Origin of the sequence: Exiguobacterium sp. OS-77 (assembly GCF_000414195.2) — a bacterium.
GTDB lineage: Bacteria > Bacillota > Bacilli > Exiguobacteriales > Exiguobacteriaceae > Exiguobacterium_A > Exiguobacterium_A indicum.
In genome coordinates, this window is sequence record NZ_DF239008.1 from 2,912,169 (window position 1) to 2,925,336 (window position 13,168).

The window sequence follows — 13,168 nt, forward strand, 5'->3', positions numbered from 1 at the left end:
TCAAATCTGATTTCAGACCGCCTCTGATTTGCTCACATCAAGCTTTACGTTAGTTTTAAGACGAAACGGGAAATAATAGTATTAACGTTTTCCTTTTTTTATTTCCACATTATTTTAAAAACGCTTGATTGCAATCTTTTTTGCTTATCCTTCCATGAAAAACATTGATCTCTTTGTTCTCATTTCCCGGTCGATTTGCTTTTCCACACAAATGTTTGTTACGGTAGTACCCTGCGTGATTAGGTTTTGTTATCGGATCGACGGGGTAATGATAATGTCGTTGCCATCATTTGATACAGAACAACTATGTAAAATTCGAAAGAAGGTGTTGAACACGATGGAAAATAATCGAAAAAGTAAGATCACAAAAGTCTTTATGGTATCCGTCATTTTCTGTGTGCTCTTTACCATATGGGGAATCTTACCGGAATCCCTAATCGGTGCAGCTAGTCTCGGAAATGTCACAGCTAAAGCACAATCCTTTGTTTCTAACGGATTTGGCTGGCTTTATCTTCTCGGCATGAGTGCTTTTTTAATCATTGCTATCTTTTTAATCTTTTCCCGCTTCGGTTCCATCCGACTCGGTAAGGATTCGGATCGTCCTGAATATGGTCTCATTTCTTGGTTTGCTATGCTCTTCAGTGCTGGTATGGGAATCGGGCTTGTCTTCTGGGGTGTCTCAGAGCCATTGACGCACTTCCATACACCGCCAGTCGCAACAGATGATCCAACGGAAGCAGCACGCCTCGCAATGCGCTATTCATTCTTCCACTGGGGATTACATCCTTGGGCATTATACGCGATCGTCGCGCTTGCTATCGCTTACTCGACATTCCGAAAAGGACGTCCAGCTACGATTGGTGACACTGTCGCTTCATTGATGAAGCCTCGGTATGCTTCTGCCGGTAAAGGTACCGTCGAAGTACTCGCCATCGTCGCAACAGCATTTGGTGTCGCGACGTCGCTCGGTCTCGGTGCACAACAAATCTCAGGTGGACTGAACTTCCTAACGAGTAGTATTCCTAACTCCTTCCTGACACAAATGATCATCATTGTCGTTGTGTCTGTCCTTTACATGATGAGTGCGGCATCCGGACTCGATAAAGGAATCGTTCGTCTCAGTAACGCCAACATCGTCCTCGCCGTTCTGTTGATGATCGGCGTCCTGTTCCTCGGACCGTTCAGTTTCATCATGGACCTCTTCGTGCAAACAACAGGTGCTTATTTGCAAAACTTACCGGTCATGAGTTTCCGGGCATCTGCCTTTAATCCAGACGAACGAGGCTGGATCAACGATTGGACGATCTTCTACTGGGCATGGTGGATTTCCTGGTCACCATTCGTCGGTACGTTCATCGCCCGTGTCTCGAAAGGACGGACGATTCGTGAGTTCGTCATCGGAATTATGCTCGTCCCAACGATCTTTGGTCTCCTTTGGTTCTCTGTCTTCGGTGGATCAGCGATTTGGAACGAATTGTTCCAAAATGTCGATCTGATCTCGACGGTCAACGATAAAGGAGTCGAAACTGGTATGTTTGCTCTATTTGAAACATTCGGTGGCTTAGGCACGTTCCTTAGCATCGTCGCTGTCTTCTTGATTACGACGTTCTTCATTACGTCGGCTGACTCCGCGACATATGTTCTCGGTATGCTATCGTCTGGTGGTAGTCTCATGCCAAGCTTACGCATCAAGCTTGCTTGGGGTATCATCCAGTCTTCAATCGCCGCCGTCTTACTTTATGCCGGAGGATTGAGTGCCCTACAGGCAGCAGCTGTTCTAGCCGCCTTCCCGTTCATCTTCGTCGTCGGAATGATGGTCATCGCCCTGTTCAAAGATTTATCGGAAGAACCCGATGCGCAAAAAGAAGTCACAGACTTAAAACAAGATGCCTAAATCGTTTTGAATTCCTCCTTCCGTCGCATACGGAAGGAGGTCTTTTTTGTTATCCTGAATTATGCAAAGTAGAAAGAAATGAGGTGGCTCATGCGAAAACGTACACGCTGGTTAGTATCCCTCAGCGTCCTCGCATTAGGAAGCTGGTTTTTATATCGTGAAAATAACATCATTGATGTCTCACAGGTGACGGTTACGTCAAATCGCTTACCGGAAGCATTTGATGGTTATCGTGTCGTCCAAGTAGCAGATTTACATGGCAAGGCGTTCGGGAATGAACAAGAACGACTACTGAAGAAAATTGATCGCGAAAATCCGGATCTCGTCGTCATGACTGGCGATTTGATTGACTCGAGGCGAAACGGTGAAGAAGCTGCCCTTACACTCATGAAAGCGCTCGTTGATCGATACCCGGTCTACTTCGTCACCGGGAATCATGAGGTTCGGCTCAATCTAACGATTTTGCCAAAGCTTGAGCAACTGGGTGTCACCGTTCTCCGAAATCAATCACGTGTCATCGAATACCAAGGTCAATCAATTTCGCTGATCGGTATCGATGACCCGACGACGACACGGTGGCGCGAAGGGCTATCAGAACCGGATGGCATTCGTCAAAGTCTCGATCAAGCATTGCAAGACGTATCACCTGATGCGTTTCGACTTTTGCTTGCGCATCGTCCGGAATATAAATCCTTGTATGCCGAGCGTTCCGTTGATCTCGTCTTATCCGGTCACGCCCACGGCGGACAGATCCGCCTGCCGTTTACGGAAGGTCTGTATGCGCCTGGTCAAGGATTCTTTCCAACCGTGACGGCAGGTCGCTATCAGGAACAGCAGACCGAACTGATCGTCAGTCGTGGTCTCGGAAACAGCCTGTTTCCGTTTCGTCTGTTCAATCATCCAGAACTCGTCGTCTTGACGCTGAAACGACCATGAAAAAAGAACGTGTGCCGCGGCACACGTTCTTTTGTTTAGACCAACGCTTCATGTAAAGCAGCGTCAGCATTTTCCCACATCTCAGGTTTGTGTGTCTGCAAGAAATCACGTAACAATTCTTTTGAACGCTCATCCATATGATCGACGACAATCCGTCCTTTAAGAGATTTATCCATCTTATTGACGTGATCAGCAAGAATCTTGAATCCGCGACGCGCTTCCGCATCGACTAGCAGATCGCACGCAGCCACACCGCCGTAATAGAATCCTTCTGGCTTACGACCGACCGTCACCCAGACGATCCAGTACAGTTTGCCATTCGGCGTATCGGCTTTATCCGTCGTGAACTTGACGCGTTTCTCGATTGCTGCTTTCGCGTGCATCGCACCCATGTCGATGTAAGCTTCACCGTCTTCAGGAGAAATGATGACGGGTGACATACTATTTAAGCTAAGTGTCCCGACACCAAATCCACCATGACCGTCTGTTGAGTTATCTGAAATGATATTGAAGTTAATCTTTTTTTCCATCGTGTTTTGTCCCCTTTTAATCCTGTTGCTTCTATCATACCGTATTCCGAGGTGTCTGCAACCAGTCACTCATAGCGAAGTAACTGTAATTGTTCCTCTGATGCTCGGCGAATCGTCGGGAGACGGTAACACGTCATGGACGCAATTTCCTCATGTGCCGGAGGATTGACCTCTTCAAGATGAAGCAAAGCGCGGTCAAACAGGGTTTGCGCCGCGCGACCGAACAAGAAGAGACGTTCCAGCGAGGAACACCGCGACCGAATCGCACGTAACTGATGCGCGAGTTCGCGTACCTTCGCCTCGACCTCTTCTTCCATGTCAGCCGTCGGTTTTCGATTTTGAAACAACGGTTTGAAACGTACATCGTCTTCAAGCAACGTCAACATCCCGTATCGCTTTGCTTCTTTTTGATTCAGCAGTTGAGCGAGTTCTTTATCCGTTACGAGTCGTCCGAATGGAATGTTCTGTTCAAAGACGATATCTGCGACTTCGAGTCCTTTAGCACCAGACAACGGATAATTCGTATCTTCCGGTAACGCCCGATCAAAAATCAGTAACGTATGAATCTTCTTCCGTATGATTGCGTCCATATGTCTCTCCTTTTCTGTCGTATGTGTATGACTACCTTCGCTTCCGACAAGAATAGCTCCTACCTTATACCCTTCTTTTTCGAAAACGATGTTCGAATTGACGAATCCCCTATCGAATGCGCTATACTGATGGCGTATCGTCATCATGCTAGAGGGGGAAATGAAGTCATGCCATATGTTACGGTTAAAATGTTATCGGGTCGTACAGTCGAACAAAAACGCGCTTTGATTGAAAAAGTCACGGAAGCGGTGTCGGAAACGACGAATGCTCCTAAAGAAAACATCACGGTCTTCATCGAAGAGATGGAAAAAACAGATTACGGTCAAGCTGGCGTCATGTTCGCGGATAAATAAACAACAAGAGACGTCCGGTCGTTACCGTGCGTCTCTTTTTCCCATCTACTTGATCTCTAAGGAGGAATTCTTATGACTACTGTTACTGTACTTGGTGCGACCGGTCGAACGGGTCGACCTTTGATTGATCGATTATTAGAAGATGGCTACGACGTTCGTGCACTCGTACGTTCCACGTCACCGGGCTTACCCGTCCATGATCGCCTTCATATCCTGACGGGAGATGCGACAAATCCAGATGATCTCGAACAAGCACTCGCAGGAAGTACCGCTGTCTTCAGTTGTCTCGGTACCGATCAACAGCAGGTACTCTCGACAGCGATTCCACATCTCGTCACGAAGATGAAGGACGTAGGTATCGAACGGATCGTCTTCATCGGTACAGCAGGCATTCTCGATGCATCAGAAGAACCAGGAAAGTATCGTTTCCAATCGAGTGAGTCCCGTCGACGCTCGACGATTGCAGCAGAGGATCACTTGAAAGCTTATTTGACCTTAAAGGATGCAGACGTCGACTTCACCGTCATCTGCCCAACACAACTGACGGAAGACAACGCACTTGCTGCTGACGACCTGTTGATCGAGGCGACACGCTTCACTGCACCGACAGGACCGATTCCCCGGGAAAACGTCGCGCAGTTCGCCGTTGAAGTCTACCGTGACGGAACCCATCATCGCGTCCGTGTCGGGATTGCGTCGCACGGTACGACTAAATGACAGACAAAAAGAGCAATGGATCAATGATCCATTGCTCTTTTATAAGTGTATCTCTTAAAGCAAGACGCTGACGACGATTGCCGTCAAGACACTGACGAGTGTTGCGCCGTAGAGTAACTTCAGACCAAAACTAGCCGCAACGCTTCCTTGGCGGTCGTTCAATCCTTTAACCGCACCAGCGATGATTCCGATTGACGAGAAGTTCGCAAACGAGATCAAGAAGACAGAAACGATTCCGAGTGTGCGTTCCGAGAATTCTTTTGAGTATTCTGGAAGGCTCAACATCGCAACGAATTCGTTCGTGATCAATTTCGTTGCCATGACACTACCGGCACTGACAGCTTCCGCCCATGGAATACCCATGATGAAAGCGAACGGTGCAAAGATGTATCCGAGGATTTCTTGGAACGAGATGTTTAGAACCATCAAGAAGATATCGTTGACCATACCGATCAAGGCGTTATAACCGATCAACATCGCACCAACGATGATTGCGACTTTGAATCCATCCATGATGTATTCGCCGAGCATTTCGAAGAACGTTTGTTTTTCTTCGACGATTTCAAGAATATCTTCTTCCGGATCAACCGTGTATGGGTTGATGATCGAGACGATCATGAAACCACCGAACAAGTTCAATACGATTGCTGTAACGACATATTTCGGTTCTACCATCGTCATGTATGCACCGACGATCGACATCGAAACCGTCGACATCGCTGACGCACACAATGTGTAGAGACGGTTTGCTGGTAATTGACCGATTTGTTTTTTAACTGTGATGAATACTTCTGATTGTCCGATCGCAGCTGAAGCAACCGCGTTGTAAGACTCAAGACGTCCCATACCGTTGACTTTTGATAGGACGAAACCGATACCGCGCATTAAGAGTGGTAAAATCTTCGTGAATTGTAGAATCCCGATCAAAGCAGAGATGAAGACGATCGGGAGCAAAACATTGATGAAGAATGGTTGTGCGCCTTCGTTCGCTAAACCACCGAAGACGAAATCAATTCCGATTGCCGCATAACTAAGCAGTTTTTCAAAGACTTTCGCGACGCCACGAATGACGATATATCCGAACGATGTATTGAGTAAAATGAACCCAAGTACGAGCTGAAGAACTAGCATGACCGCAAGCGGTTTCAATTTGATGCCTTTACGGTTACTGCTGACAAGGAGTGCCAAGCCGAAAACGATAGCCAGTCCGAGTAGTGCGATAAGATATTTCATGAAGTACCCCTCTATCTATTAGTTGTTTATCAGTTGTACATTCGTACGATGTCTGACGTTTAATCTCTTTCCAAGTAATAGAATAATCAATATTTCGAAGAACTACAAGAGGAAAAGTTCATTTAGTAACCGCTTTCGTTATTTTCATAGACTTTCAAGACAAACTTTTCCAAGCGTTCCCGAACATTGTCCTGACTAAGGTTTTGCCTTCCATATGCTTTCCACCCCGGATAGACGTCGATCGTTTCAGGTCCAAAATCAAAAACAGCCCGAATATCCCACGCGTGATCGTAAGAACGTTTCGTCTGTTTGAGGTAACTTTTTAAAAAATGATCCGCCATCTCAATGGATTCAAGCAAGGCAAGATTCAAACGACAATGCGCAAGGTCGACTTCAATGGGACCTACACACGCATTAATCCAATCAATCGTATGGCACGTTCCATTCATTTCGTATAACACATTGACCGGATGAAAATCCCGATGAATGAATCGGATCGTTTGACTTTCGTCCGGTTCGACCGCCAGTAGCTGACGCCATCTCTCCGGATGCTGCGTCCACGTCGGAACGTGACGTTCCGTCGCATACGGCTGATAGACGTATCGAGATTCTGGTACCGGTAGCGCATGGATTGCCGCGAGCATCTGTGCCAATCGTTCGACATACTGCTCATCCACCTGATCAAGCCGGATCTCTCCCGGTGAACGCGTCATATATAACCACGGCGGTACTTCGTCTCTAACATCAGTTTGATAGTCCAACACATCTGGTGCTAAGTCACCTGCTGCTTGTAACGCAAACACCTCGTGCAAGACAAGATCCGGCTCCTCATGTAGCCAGTCTTGATTCGTATGGACACGAAGAATTCCCTCACCGACCCGAAAAACAAGGGAGGATGTCGCGCCTTTTAAGACTTCGACCTCTCCTCCCTCCTGTCCAAGCTGTTGCAAGATTTTCGTAAGGACAGCGGACGATATCATGATGTCACACTACCAATCAATAACTGGTCGATCTGCATCTTCTCATTCGCATGTTCGCGCAAGTCGTGCAAAATTTCTTGCGGGAAGAACAGCTTCTCATCCGTCTGGCGTGACGTCGCGATGGCTTGAACGAGTGGTGAAACTTGCGAAATCTCTTTCATCTGCCCATCCTTCATCTGTAACATGATCGGTTGCTTACTAATTTCACCGTTATCTCCATATAAATCGTAAGGAAGACGACTGAGTTTATCTTCAAGCAGATAATACGTCGGATTCAAGCCGATTGCTTCAAACAACTCACACAACTTATCGTGGACGAGTTCACGCTTTTCAGCCGGATAATCGACATACTTGAACAACTTTCGGTCAACGAATCGCCTCGAGAGATCAGCAAGGATTGGATCCTGCTCGTTCGCCCACTGCTGAAAGTAAAAGTAGACGATCGTCTCATCGAGCCCAAGGAAATCACGCAACTCCATCTTCTGATCAAATAGCGGCATCAAATGAATCGGTGCAATCGCAAACGGATATGCGGACAGGTACAACTCCTGCGCCCGCTCAAGAATAGCCTTTAATAGGTAATCACTCGACCGTGTTACCGGATGCAGGTAGACTTGCCAATACATCTGATACCTTCGCATGATGTAGTCTTCGATCGAATGCATCCCTGATTGTTTGACAACCATCTGATTATGGGCAGGACGCAATACCCGAAGCATCCGCTCGAGATCGAATTTTCCGTAGCTGACACCGGCAAAGTGCGCATCGCGTAATAAGTAATCCATCCGGTCGACGTCAAGTTGTGAGCTGATCATCGTGACGAGCAGTTGATTCGGATGCGTCTTGTTGATGATTGACGCTACTTCTTCCGCAAATCCGTCTCCGACTTGGTCGAGGACTTTCTTGATTTCCGTATCCCCGAGGATGATCCGCTCTGTCCACGTCTCGTGGTTAACACCGAAGACGTTCTCGAATGCGTGCGAAAACGGACCGTGTCCGACATCGTGTAAGAGTGCCGCAGCCAGCGTCAACTCCCGGTACTGATCGTCCCAATCGGCACGACCGTTGAAGACATCGATCAGTTGGCGCGTGATTTCATAGACACCGAGCGAATGATGGAACCGTGTGTGCTCTGCTCCATGAAACGTCAAAAATGATGTTCCCAGTTGCTTGATCCGGCGTAGTCGCTGAAATTCACGTGTACCGATCAGTTGCCAAATTAACTGATCACTGACATAGATATAGCGATGAACAGGATCTTTGAAGACCTTCGTTTCCTTTAATTGTCCTAATGATTGATACATATGTTTCTCTCCTTTAAATCGAGTCTATGTCGTTGTTGTTCGGTTTTGTTTCCAAGGATTCCTGTCTCGCGCGGCGCTTCGCACAGAAACTTTACACACCCTGTGCTATAATGATGTCGCAAATCTACAATAAAGGAACGAGCCTATGGGAATCGAACTCTTAAAACAAGAACATTATCGTATTTTTGATCAAACGTCACTCGGAACTGCTTTCCATGCGACACAATCGTTTGCGATGGACGACACATTATGTGCCTCCGTTGCAACAGAAGGAGCCGCACTCCGCTCTTGGATTCACCACGAAACCGTCGTCCTCGGCATCCAGGATGCCCGTCTTCCTCATCTTGCTGACGGTGTAGCCGTTCTGCATGAACATGGTTTCTCGCCCGTCGTTCGTAACTCAGGTGGTCTTGCCGTCGTCCTCGACGTCGGTGTCTTGAATATTTCACTCGTCTTACCTGAACGCGGTGGGATTGATATCGACAGCGGTTATGAAGCGATGCTTGCGCTCGTTCGCCGCATGTTCGCACAAGAAACGGACGCGATCGTCGCTGGTGAAGTCGTCGGATCGTATTGTCCCGGTTCTTATGACTTATCGATTGCCGGTAAAAAATTCGCTGGTATCTCCCAGCGTCGTGTTCGTGGAGGAGTTGCCGTTCAAATCTATCTTTGTGTCAATGGAAGCGGAAGTCAACGCGCCGCTTTAGTCCGTGACTTTTACGCGGCAGCGCTTCAAGGTGAGACGACGAAATTCGTCTATCCGACTGTCGTTCCGGAAACGATGGCTTCCCTCGAAGAACTACTCGGCATCTCATTGACGGTCGAGGAATGCTTACGTCGTGCGTATGAAGCGTTACTTGCGCTCGGCGCTGATTTGACACCAGCGACTTTGACAGAACTCGAGAACGAGCGGTTCGGTGTCAACTTGAGTCGAATGCTTGATCGAAACGAAAAAGCCCTAGGTTAAGAAAGGAGAGAACGTGATGATCCGATTGATCACAGACAGTGGTGCTGATGCACCAAAAGACATGTTAGATGCTTATGCTTTTACGGTCATGCCGTTCGGCGTATTGATCGACGAAGACACGTTCTTCGATGGAGAATCGATATCTCCGAAACAACTGTATGATAAGATGCGTGACGGTGCAGCACCGAAGACATTCCAGGTAGAAGTCAGCCGGATGGTCGAGGTGTTCACGCGTCACTTCGAACAAGGGGATCCCTTCCTCTACCTCGCTTTCTCGAGCGAATTATCGGGAACGTATCAAACCGCGAAGATGCTAGCAGAGGAACTCGCCGAAAAATATCCGAACGTGCCTTATCTCGTACTCGATACGAAAACCGCTTCGACAGGACAAGGATTGTTCGTTCTCGACGTCGCAGAATACGCACAAACGCATTCGTTTGAAGAAACAGTGGCTTATGCTGAAGCCAAGGTAAATACGATTCGTCATCTGTTTACAGTCGAATCACTCGAATATTTGATGCGCGGTGGACGTGTTTCGCGAGCTAGCGCCTTCATTGGTGGTCTCTTATCGATCTTGCCACTATTGACAGTCGAAGACGGGAAGTTGATCCCAAAAGAGAAGATCCGTGGTCAGAAAAAAGTCATGAACCGAATCGTCGAGTGGATGGAAGAAGCACGTCCCGCGATTGACGGACATCGAATCATGATTGGTCACGGGGATTCGATCGAACGGGCAGAACAGTTAAAACAATTGATTGAAGCACAGTTTTCACCAAGCGAAGTCATCTTGACGATCGCCGGCGCAGCGATCGGTTCACATACTGGACCGGGACTCGTCGTCATTGGGTACGACCTTCCACGTTAACGGCATTTATTCTTACTTCATTAAACGAGGCTGACTCAAAAAAAGAATGACTCGTCTGTTCACGCCCTTTCCTCAGGCGAGACACAAGCCAGTTTTCCTGCTTCATTCAAGCAGGAAAGCGGGTCTTGTTTGTCTCTGACAGCGCATAAATGCGCTTTTTCCTGTAGGAGTTGCGTGTGACGAGTCATTCTTTTTATTACGAGATAGGGGTGGCAGATCATCATTCTGCCACCCCTATCTTTGTAGAGACTGACTTTTGAGTCAGCTCCGTTTTTTATGAATTGTATCCGAAGAACAGCAGTGCCATGCTTAATCCAAGCGAGGAGACGATGAACACGATCGCCATCCCACCCATTCCGAAGACTAACAGTTTCGGTAAATCACGTCGCTTCTTAAGAAGGGCAGTCAATAACCCGACGTTGATCAAGAAGACGACGAGGAACGGAAGCAACAGCATCCAACGATCTTGCAGTAATGCCAAACCATCCATGATGAGATATCCTTTCAGAAACTACTTCTACATAATGTCTAGTAATTATATCAGTCTTCTGTTTTCGACGCTGCCACCGCATCATGGGAATTCAAGTTGACCGTCAACGGTTTTGCTGTTCCTTTACCGGAGAAGTTCTCGATCAACTCTTTGACATCTAATCCTGACGACGCTTTTAACGTCTCTTGCAGTGATGCCATCAAATCCGTTGCGTAACCTGTGACACGGTTCGCACCGCCACCTTCACCACTACCTGTATCAACGACTGTGATTTTATCGATGTTGCCGAGTGGTGCTGCAATCTCTTTCGCATACTCTGGCATCATCCGAATGACCATATCGAGAATCGCCGCTTGCCCGAATTGTTCGAACGCCTGCGCGATTTTTTCTTTTGCTTCTGCTTCCGCAAGACCTTTCAGACGAATGATCTCCGCTTCCGTTTCCCCTTGTGCCCGCTCCGCATCCGCTTTTGCAAGACCATCCAGACGAATTCGTTCTGCATCCGCTTTTGCCGATGCTTCGATCCGGTATTTCGTTGCATCTGCTTCCGCATATTGCTTCGCACGGTCCGCTTGGGCAGCTTGTTCAATCGAGTAACGATCCGCGTCAGCGCGTTTTTTGACTTCCGCGTCGTATTGTTTCTCACGACGGAGGATTTCGCGTTCTTCGAGCTCGATTTGTTTTTGACGCTCGATGATTTTGATTTGCATCTGTTGCTCCGTAACTTCTTGTTGTGCGCGTGCATTCTCAAGATCATACGCTTGGTCGGCTTTCGCCTTCGCGATATCTTGTTCGCGACGGTAGTCTGCCATCTTCAACTGATTTTCTTTTTCCGCTTCAGCGATTTCTGTCGCACGTTCGAGTTCTGCTTTTTTCGCATCTTTTGAAGCTTCCGCCCGTTTGATGCGCGTCTCTTTTTCCGCGTCTGCCGTTGCGATATCCGCATCACGGCGCACCTGTGCAATCCGCGGTTTCCCGAGTGATTCTAAGTATCCGTTCTTATCACGGACGTCTTTGATCGTAAACGAAACGATGACGAGTCCCATCTTCGCCAGGTCTTGAGACGCGACCCGCTGGACTTCTTGTGAGAACTTATCACGGTTCTTATAAATTTCTTCGACGGTCATCGACCCGAGAATCGAACGCAAGTGTCCTTCAAGAACTTCACGCGCTTCCCCTTCCCGCTCTTCCTTTGATTTCCCGAGGAACTGCTCCGCTGCCGTTGCAATCTCAGAAATCGAGCTACCGATCTTGATGATCGCTGTACCGTCTGCCATGACCGGTACACCTTGCTCCGTATAGACTTCGGGTGTCGTGACTTCGAGTTTACTCGATAACAAGCTCAGTGGTGTCGCTTGTTGGAAGACAGGTAACACGAATGTTCCGCCACCTCGAATAATTTTTACCCGGTTACCGGACTCATCCGTATTGACGTTGCGTCCTCCGAGATAACTACCGGATACGATCAACGCTTCTTCCGGACCGACCGTTCGGTACTTCGTGATGAATAAGACTATTAAGGCAACGATCAACGCGACCGCGACGATCGATACGATTAACACTGGATTCATGTAAACATCTCCTTTTTCCATTGTTGGGGGTACGTCACGACAGACGCGACGCCTTGTTTGATCTCGATGATGAGCACCTTCGTTCCTTGTGGTAAGGCAGGTCCTTCAAATAGAACGGCTGATTTCGATACGCGCCCTGAGACGTCATCAAGTAAGATTTCACCATATCCTTCAGTCGGAATCGGCACGATGACGGTTGCGCTGCGACCTTCTAGCATCTGTTCCGAAAATCCAAGCGACTGTTCGGCTTGTGCCATCGGAACGAATAAAAAGATATGCATCAGCGTCGTCACTAATAACGCAATCACACTGCTGATGATTAAAATCAACATCGAACGCAGCGGACTGAGCTGTTCGAGTCCGAATCCGATCGCTGACGTGATGATGACAAAAGATAAGATCAACGTGGGATGAAAGATTTGGTCGACGCCTGGAATGACGTCTGAGAATAGGATGGACACAAACACACCACAAGCAGCGGCCGCTAACGCATATAAATAAAGTGTACTAACGTCCATCTTCGTTCACCTCGATGTAAGGATGTGAGCCATACAGTTCGTGGTAAGCCCTTTGATAAGCAGCCCGGTTTTCCTCAAACAATAAACGAGCCACTTCTTTGTCTCGTTGATCGATTGCCTCTTCTTGACGACGTAAGTATTTTTTCTGTGCGGCAAAATGACGTGCTAATCTTGCCTCAATCGACGGCTCTCGTTCACGCTGCAACTCCTGTTTCATCG

15 protein-coding genes are annotated in these 13,168 nt (G+C 47.8%); 6 read left to right on the forward strand and 9 right to left on the reverse strand.

Annotation, left to right across the window (positions count from 1 at the left end):
• Positions 1-337 precede the first annotated feature (337 nt).
• Positions 338-1,894 (forward strand): BCCT family transporter, encoded by a 1,557-nt coding sequence (locus tag EXG77_RS14840; protein WP_035399263.1) that lies wholly within the window; start codon positions 338-340, stop codon positions 1,892-1,894.
• A gap of 90 nt (positions 1,895-1,984) precedes the next feature.
• The gene (locus tag EXG77_RS14845; RefSeq protein ID WP_035399168.1) at positions 1,985-2,830 is read left to right on the forward strand and encodes a metallophosphoesterase; all 846 of its coding nucleotides are present in this window, start codon (positions 1,985-1,987) and stop codon (positions 2,828-2,830) included.
• A 35-nt stretch (positions 2,831-2,865) separates the two neighbouring features.
• Here the strand turns inward: EXG77_RS14845 and EXG77_RS14850 are convergent, their stop codons facing one another.
• Both EXG77_RS14850 and EXG77_RS14855 read right to left on the reverse strand, forming a co-directional pair.
• Positions 2,866-3,360, reverse strand: coding sequence for a YwhD family protein (locus tag EXG77_RS14850; protein WP_023466794.1), 495 nt, complete (start codon positions 3,358-3,360; stop codon positions 2,866-2,868).
• A 65-nt stretch (positions 3,361-3,425) separates the two neighbouring features.
• Complete coding sequence (locus EXG77_RS14855) at positions 3,426-3,950, reverse strand: hypothetical protein (RefSeq protein WP_023466793.1); 525 nt, start codon at positions 3,948-3,950, stop codon at positions 3,426-3,428.
• Positions 3,951-4,118: 168 nt separating this feature from the next.
• On the opposite strand from EXG77_RS14855, the gene EXG77_RS14860 reads away from it, so the two are divergent.
• Together EXG77_RS14860 and EXG77_RS14865 are read left to right on the forward strand one after the other, a co-directional pair.
• Positions 4,119-4,304, forward strand: coding sequence for a 2-hydroxymuconate tautomerase (locus EXG77_RS14860; RefSeq protein ID WP_023466792.1), 186 nt, complete (start codon positions 4,119-4,121; stop codon positions 4,302-4,304).
• A 72-nt stretch (positions 4,305-4,376) separates the two neighbouring features.
• Positions 4,377-5,021 carry an NAD(P)-dependent oxidoreductase gene (locus EXG77_RS14865; RefSeq protein WP_035399170.1) on the forward strand — a complete coding sequence of 215 codons (645 nt, stop codon included), beginning with the start codon at positions 4,377-4,379 and terminating at the stop codon, positions 5,019-5,021.
• A gap of 54 nt (positions 5,022-5,075) precedes the next feature.
• Here the strand turns inward: EXG77_RS14865 and EXG77_RS14870 are convergent, their stop codons facing one another.
• The 3 genes from EXG77_RS14870 to EXG77_RS14880 form a co-directional block, all read right to left on the reverse strand.
• Positions 5,076-6,254, reverse strand: a complete 1,179-nt coding sequence (locus tag EXG77_RS14870; protein ID WP_023466789.1) for a NupC/NupG family nucleoside CNT transporter — start codon at positions 6,252-6,254, stop codon at positions 5,076-5,078.
• A gap of 122 nt (positions 6,255-6,376) precedes the next feature.
• The gene (locus EXG77_RS14875) at positions 6,377-7,234 is read right to left on the reverse strand and encodes a phosphotransferase family protein (RefSeq protein WP_035399171.1); all 858 of its coding nucleotides are present in this window, start codon (positions 7,232-7,234) and stop codon (positions 6,377-6,379) included.
• Positions 7,231-8,538: an HD domain-containing protein gene (locus EXG77_RS14880; RefSeq protein ID WP_023466787.1), complete on the reverse strand. Its 1,308-nt coding sequence runs from the start codon at positions 8,536-8,538 to the stop codon at positions 7,231-7,233. Before EXG77_RS14880 ends, EXG77_RS14875 begins: the two co-directional genes overlap by 4 nt.
• Positions 8,539-8,683: 145 nt before the next feature.
• Here EXG77_RS14880 and EXG77_RS14885 point away from each other — a divergent pair, with 145 nt between their 5' ends.
• Both EXG77_RS14885 and EXG77_RS14890 read left to right on the forward strand, forming a co-directional pair.
• Positions 8,684-9,505, forward strand: coding sequence for a biotin/lipoate A/B protein ligase family protein (locus EXG77_RS14885; RefSeq protein ID WP_035399173.1), 822 nt, complete (start codon positions 8,684-8,686; stop codon positions 9,503-9,505).
• 16 nt (positions 9,506-9,521) lie between these two features.
• A complete protein-coding gene (locus tag EXG77_RS14890; protein ID WP_035399175.1) occupies positions 9,522-10,370 on the forward strand; it encodes a DegV family protein in 849 nt (282 codons plus the stop codon).
• 274 nt (positions 10,371-10,644) lie between these two features.
• Here EXG77_RS14890 and EXG77_RS14895 read toward each other — a convergent pair whose 3' ends face one another.
• Genes EXG77_RS14895 through EXG77_RS14910 form a run of 4 tightly spaced genes read right to left on the reverse strand, consistent with a single transcriptional unit; the run spans position 10,645 to position 13,166 of the window.
• Positions 10,645-10,860 (reverse strand): hypothetical protein, encoded by a 216-nt coding sequence (locus EXG77_RS14895; protein ID WP_035399176.1) that lies wholly within the window; start codon positions 10,858-10,860, stop codon positions 10,645-10,647.
• A 50-nt stretch (positions 10,861-10,910) separates the two neighbouring features.
• Positions 10,911-12,431 carry a flotillin family protein gene (locus EXG77_RS14900; RefSeq protein WP_023466783.1) on the reverse strand — a complete coding sequence of 507 codons (1,521 nt, stop codon included), beginning with the start codon at positions 12,429-12,431 and terminating at the stop codon, positions 10,911-10,913.
• Positions 12,428-12,949 (reverse strand): NfeD family protein, encoded by a 522-nt coding sequence (locus tag EXG77_RS14905; protein WP_023466781.1) that lies wholly within the window; start codon positions 12,947-12,949, stop codon positions 12,428-12,430. The genes EXG77_RS14900 and EXG77_RS14905 overlap by 4 nt, the downstream gene beginning before the upstream one ends.
• Entirely contained in the window at positions 12,939-13,166 is a 228-nt protein-coding gene (locus tag EXG77_RS14910; protein WP_035399178.1) for a hypothetical protein, read from the reverse strand. Before EXG77_RS14910 ends, EXG77_RS14905 begins: the two co-directional genes overlap by 11 nt.
• Between the last annotated feature and the right edge of the window lie 2 nt (positions 13,167-13,168).

Bases quoted from the DNA above. Each gene is read 5' to 3' on its own strand.
- EXG77_RS14840 (WP_035399263.1), top strand. From the start codon at position 338: ATGGAAAATAATCGAAAAAGTAAGATCACAAAAGTCTTTATGGTATCC.
- EXG77_RS14845 (WP_035399168.1), top strand. From the start codon at position 1,985: ATGCGAAAACGTACACGCTGGTTAGTATCCCTCAGCGTCCTCGCATTA.
- EXG77_RS14850 (WP_023466794.1), bottom strand. From the start codon at position 3,360: ATGGAAAAAAAGATTAACTTCAATATCATTTCAGATAACTCAACAGAC.
- EXG77_RS14855 (WP_023466793.1), bottom strand. From the start codon at position 3,950: ATGGACGCAATCATACGGAAGAAGATTCATACGTTACTGATTTTTGAT.
- EXG77_RS14860 (WP_023466792.1), top strand. From the start codon at position 4,119: ATGCCATATGTTACGGTTAAAATGTTATCGGGTCGTACAGTCGAACAA.
- EXG77_RS14865 (WP_035399170.1), top strand. From the start codon at position 4,377: ATGACTACTGTTACTGTACTTGGTGCGACCGGTCGAACGGGTCGACCT.
- EXG77_RS14870 (WP_023466789.1), bottom strand. From the start codon at position 6,254: ATGAAATATCTTATCGCACTACTCGGACTGGCTATCGTTTTCGGCTTG.
- EXG77_RS14875 (WP_035399171.1), bottom strand. From the start codon at position 7,234: ATGATATCGTCCGCTGTCCTTACGAAAATCTTGCAACAGCTTGGACAG.
- EXG77_RS14880 (WP_023466787.1), bottom strand. From the start codon at position 8,538: ATGTATCAATCATTAGGACAATTAAAGGAAACGAAGGTCTTCAAAGAT.
- EXG77_RS14885 (WP_035399173.1), top strand. From the start codon at position 8,684: ATGGGAATCGAACTCTTAAAACAAGAACATTATCGTATTTTTGATCAA.
- EXG77_RS14890 (WP_035399175.1), top strand. From the start codon at position 9,522: ATGATCCGATTGATCACAGACAGTGGTGCTGATGCACCAAAAGACATG.
- EXG77_RS14895 (WP_035399176.1), bottom strand. From the start codon at position 10,860: ATGGATGGTTTGGCATTACTGCAAGATCGTTGGATGCTGTTGCTTCCG.
- EXG77_RS14900 (WP_023466783.1), bottom strand. From the start codon at position 12,431: ATGAATCCAGTGTTAATCGTATCGATCGTCGCGGTCGCGTTGATCGTT.
- EXG77_RS14905 (WP_023466781.1), bottom strand. From the start codon at position 12,949: ATGGACGTTAGTACACTTTATTTATATGCGTTAGCGGCCGCTGCTTGT.
- EXG77_RS14910 (WP_035399178.1), bottom strand. From the start codon at position 13,166: ATGAAACAGGAGTTGCAGCGTGAACGAGAGCCGTCGATTGAGGCAAGA.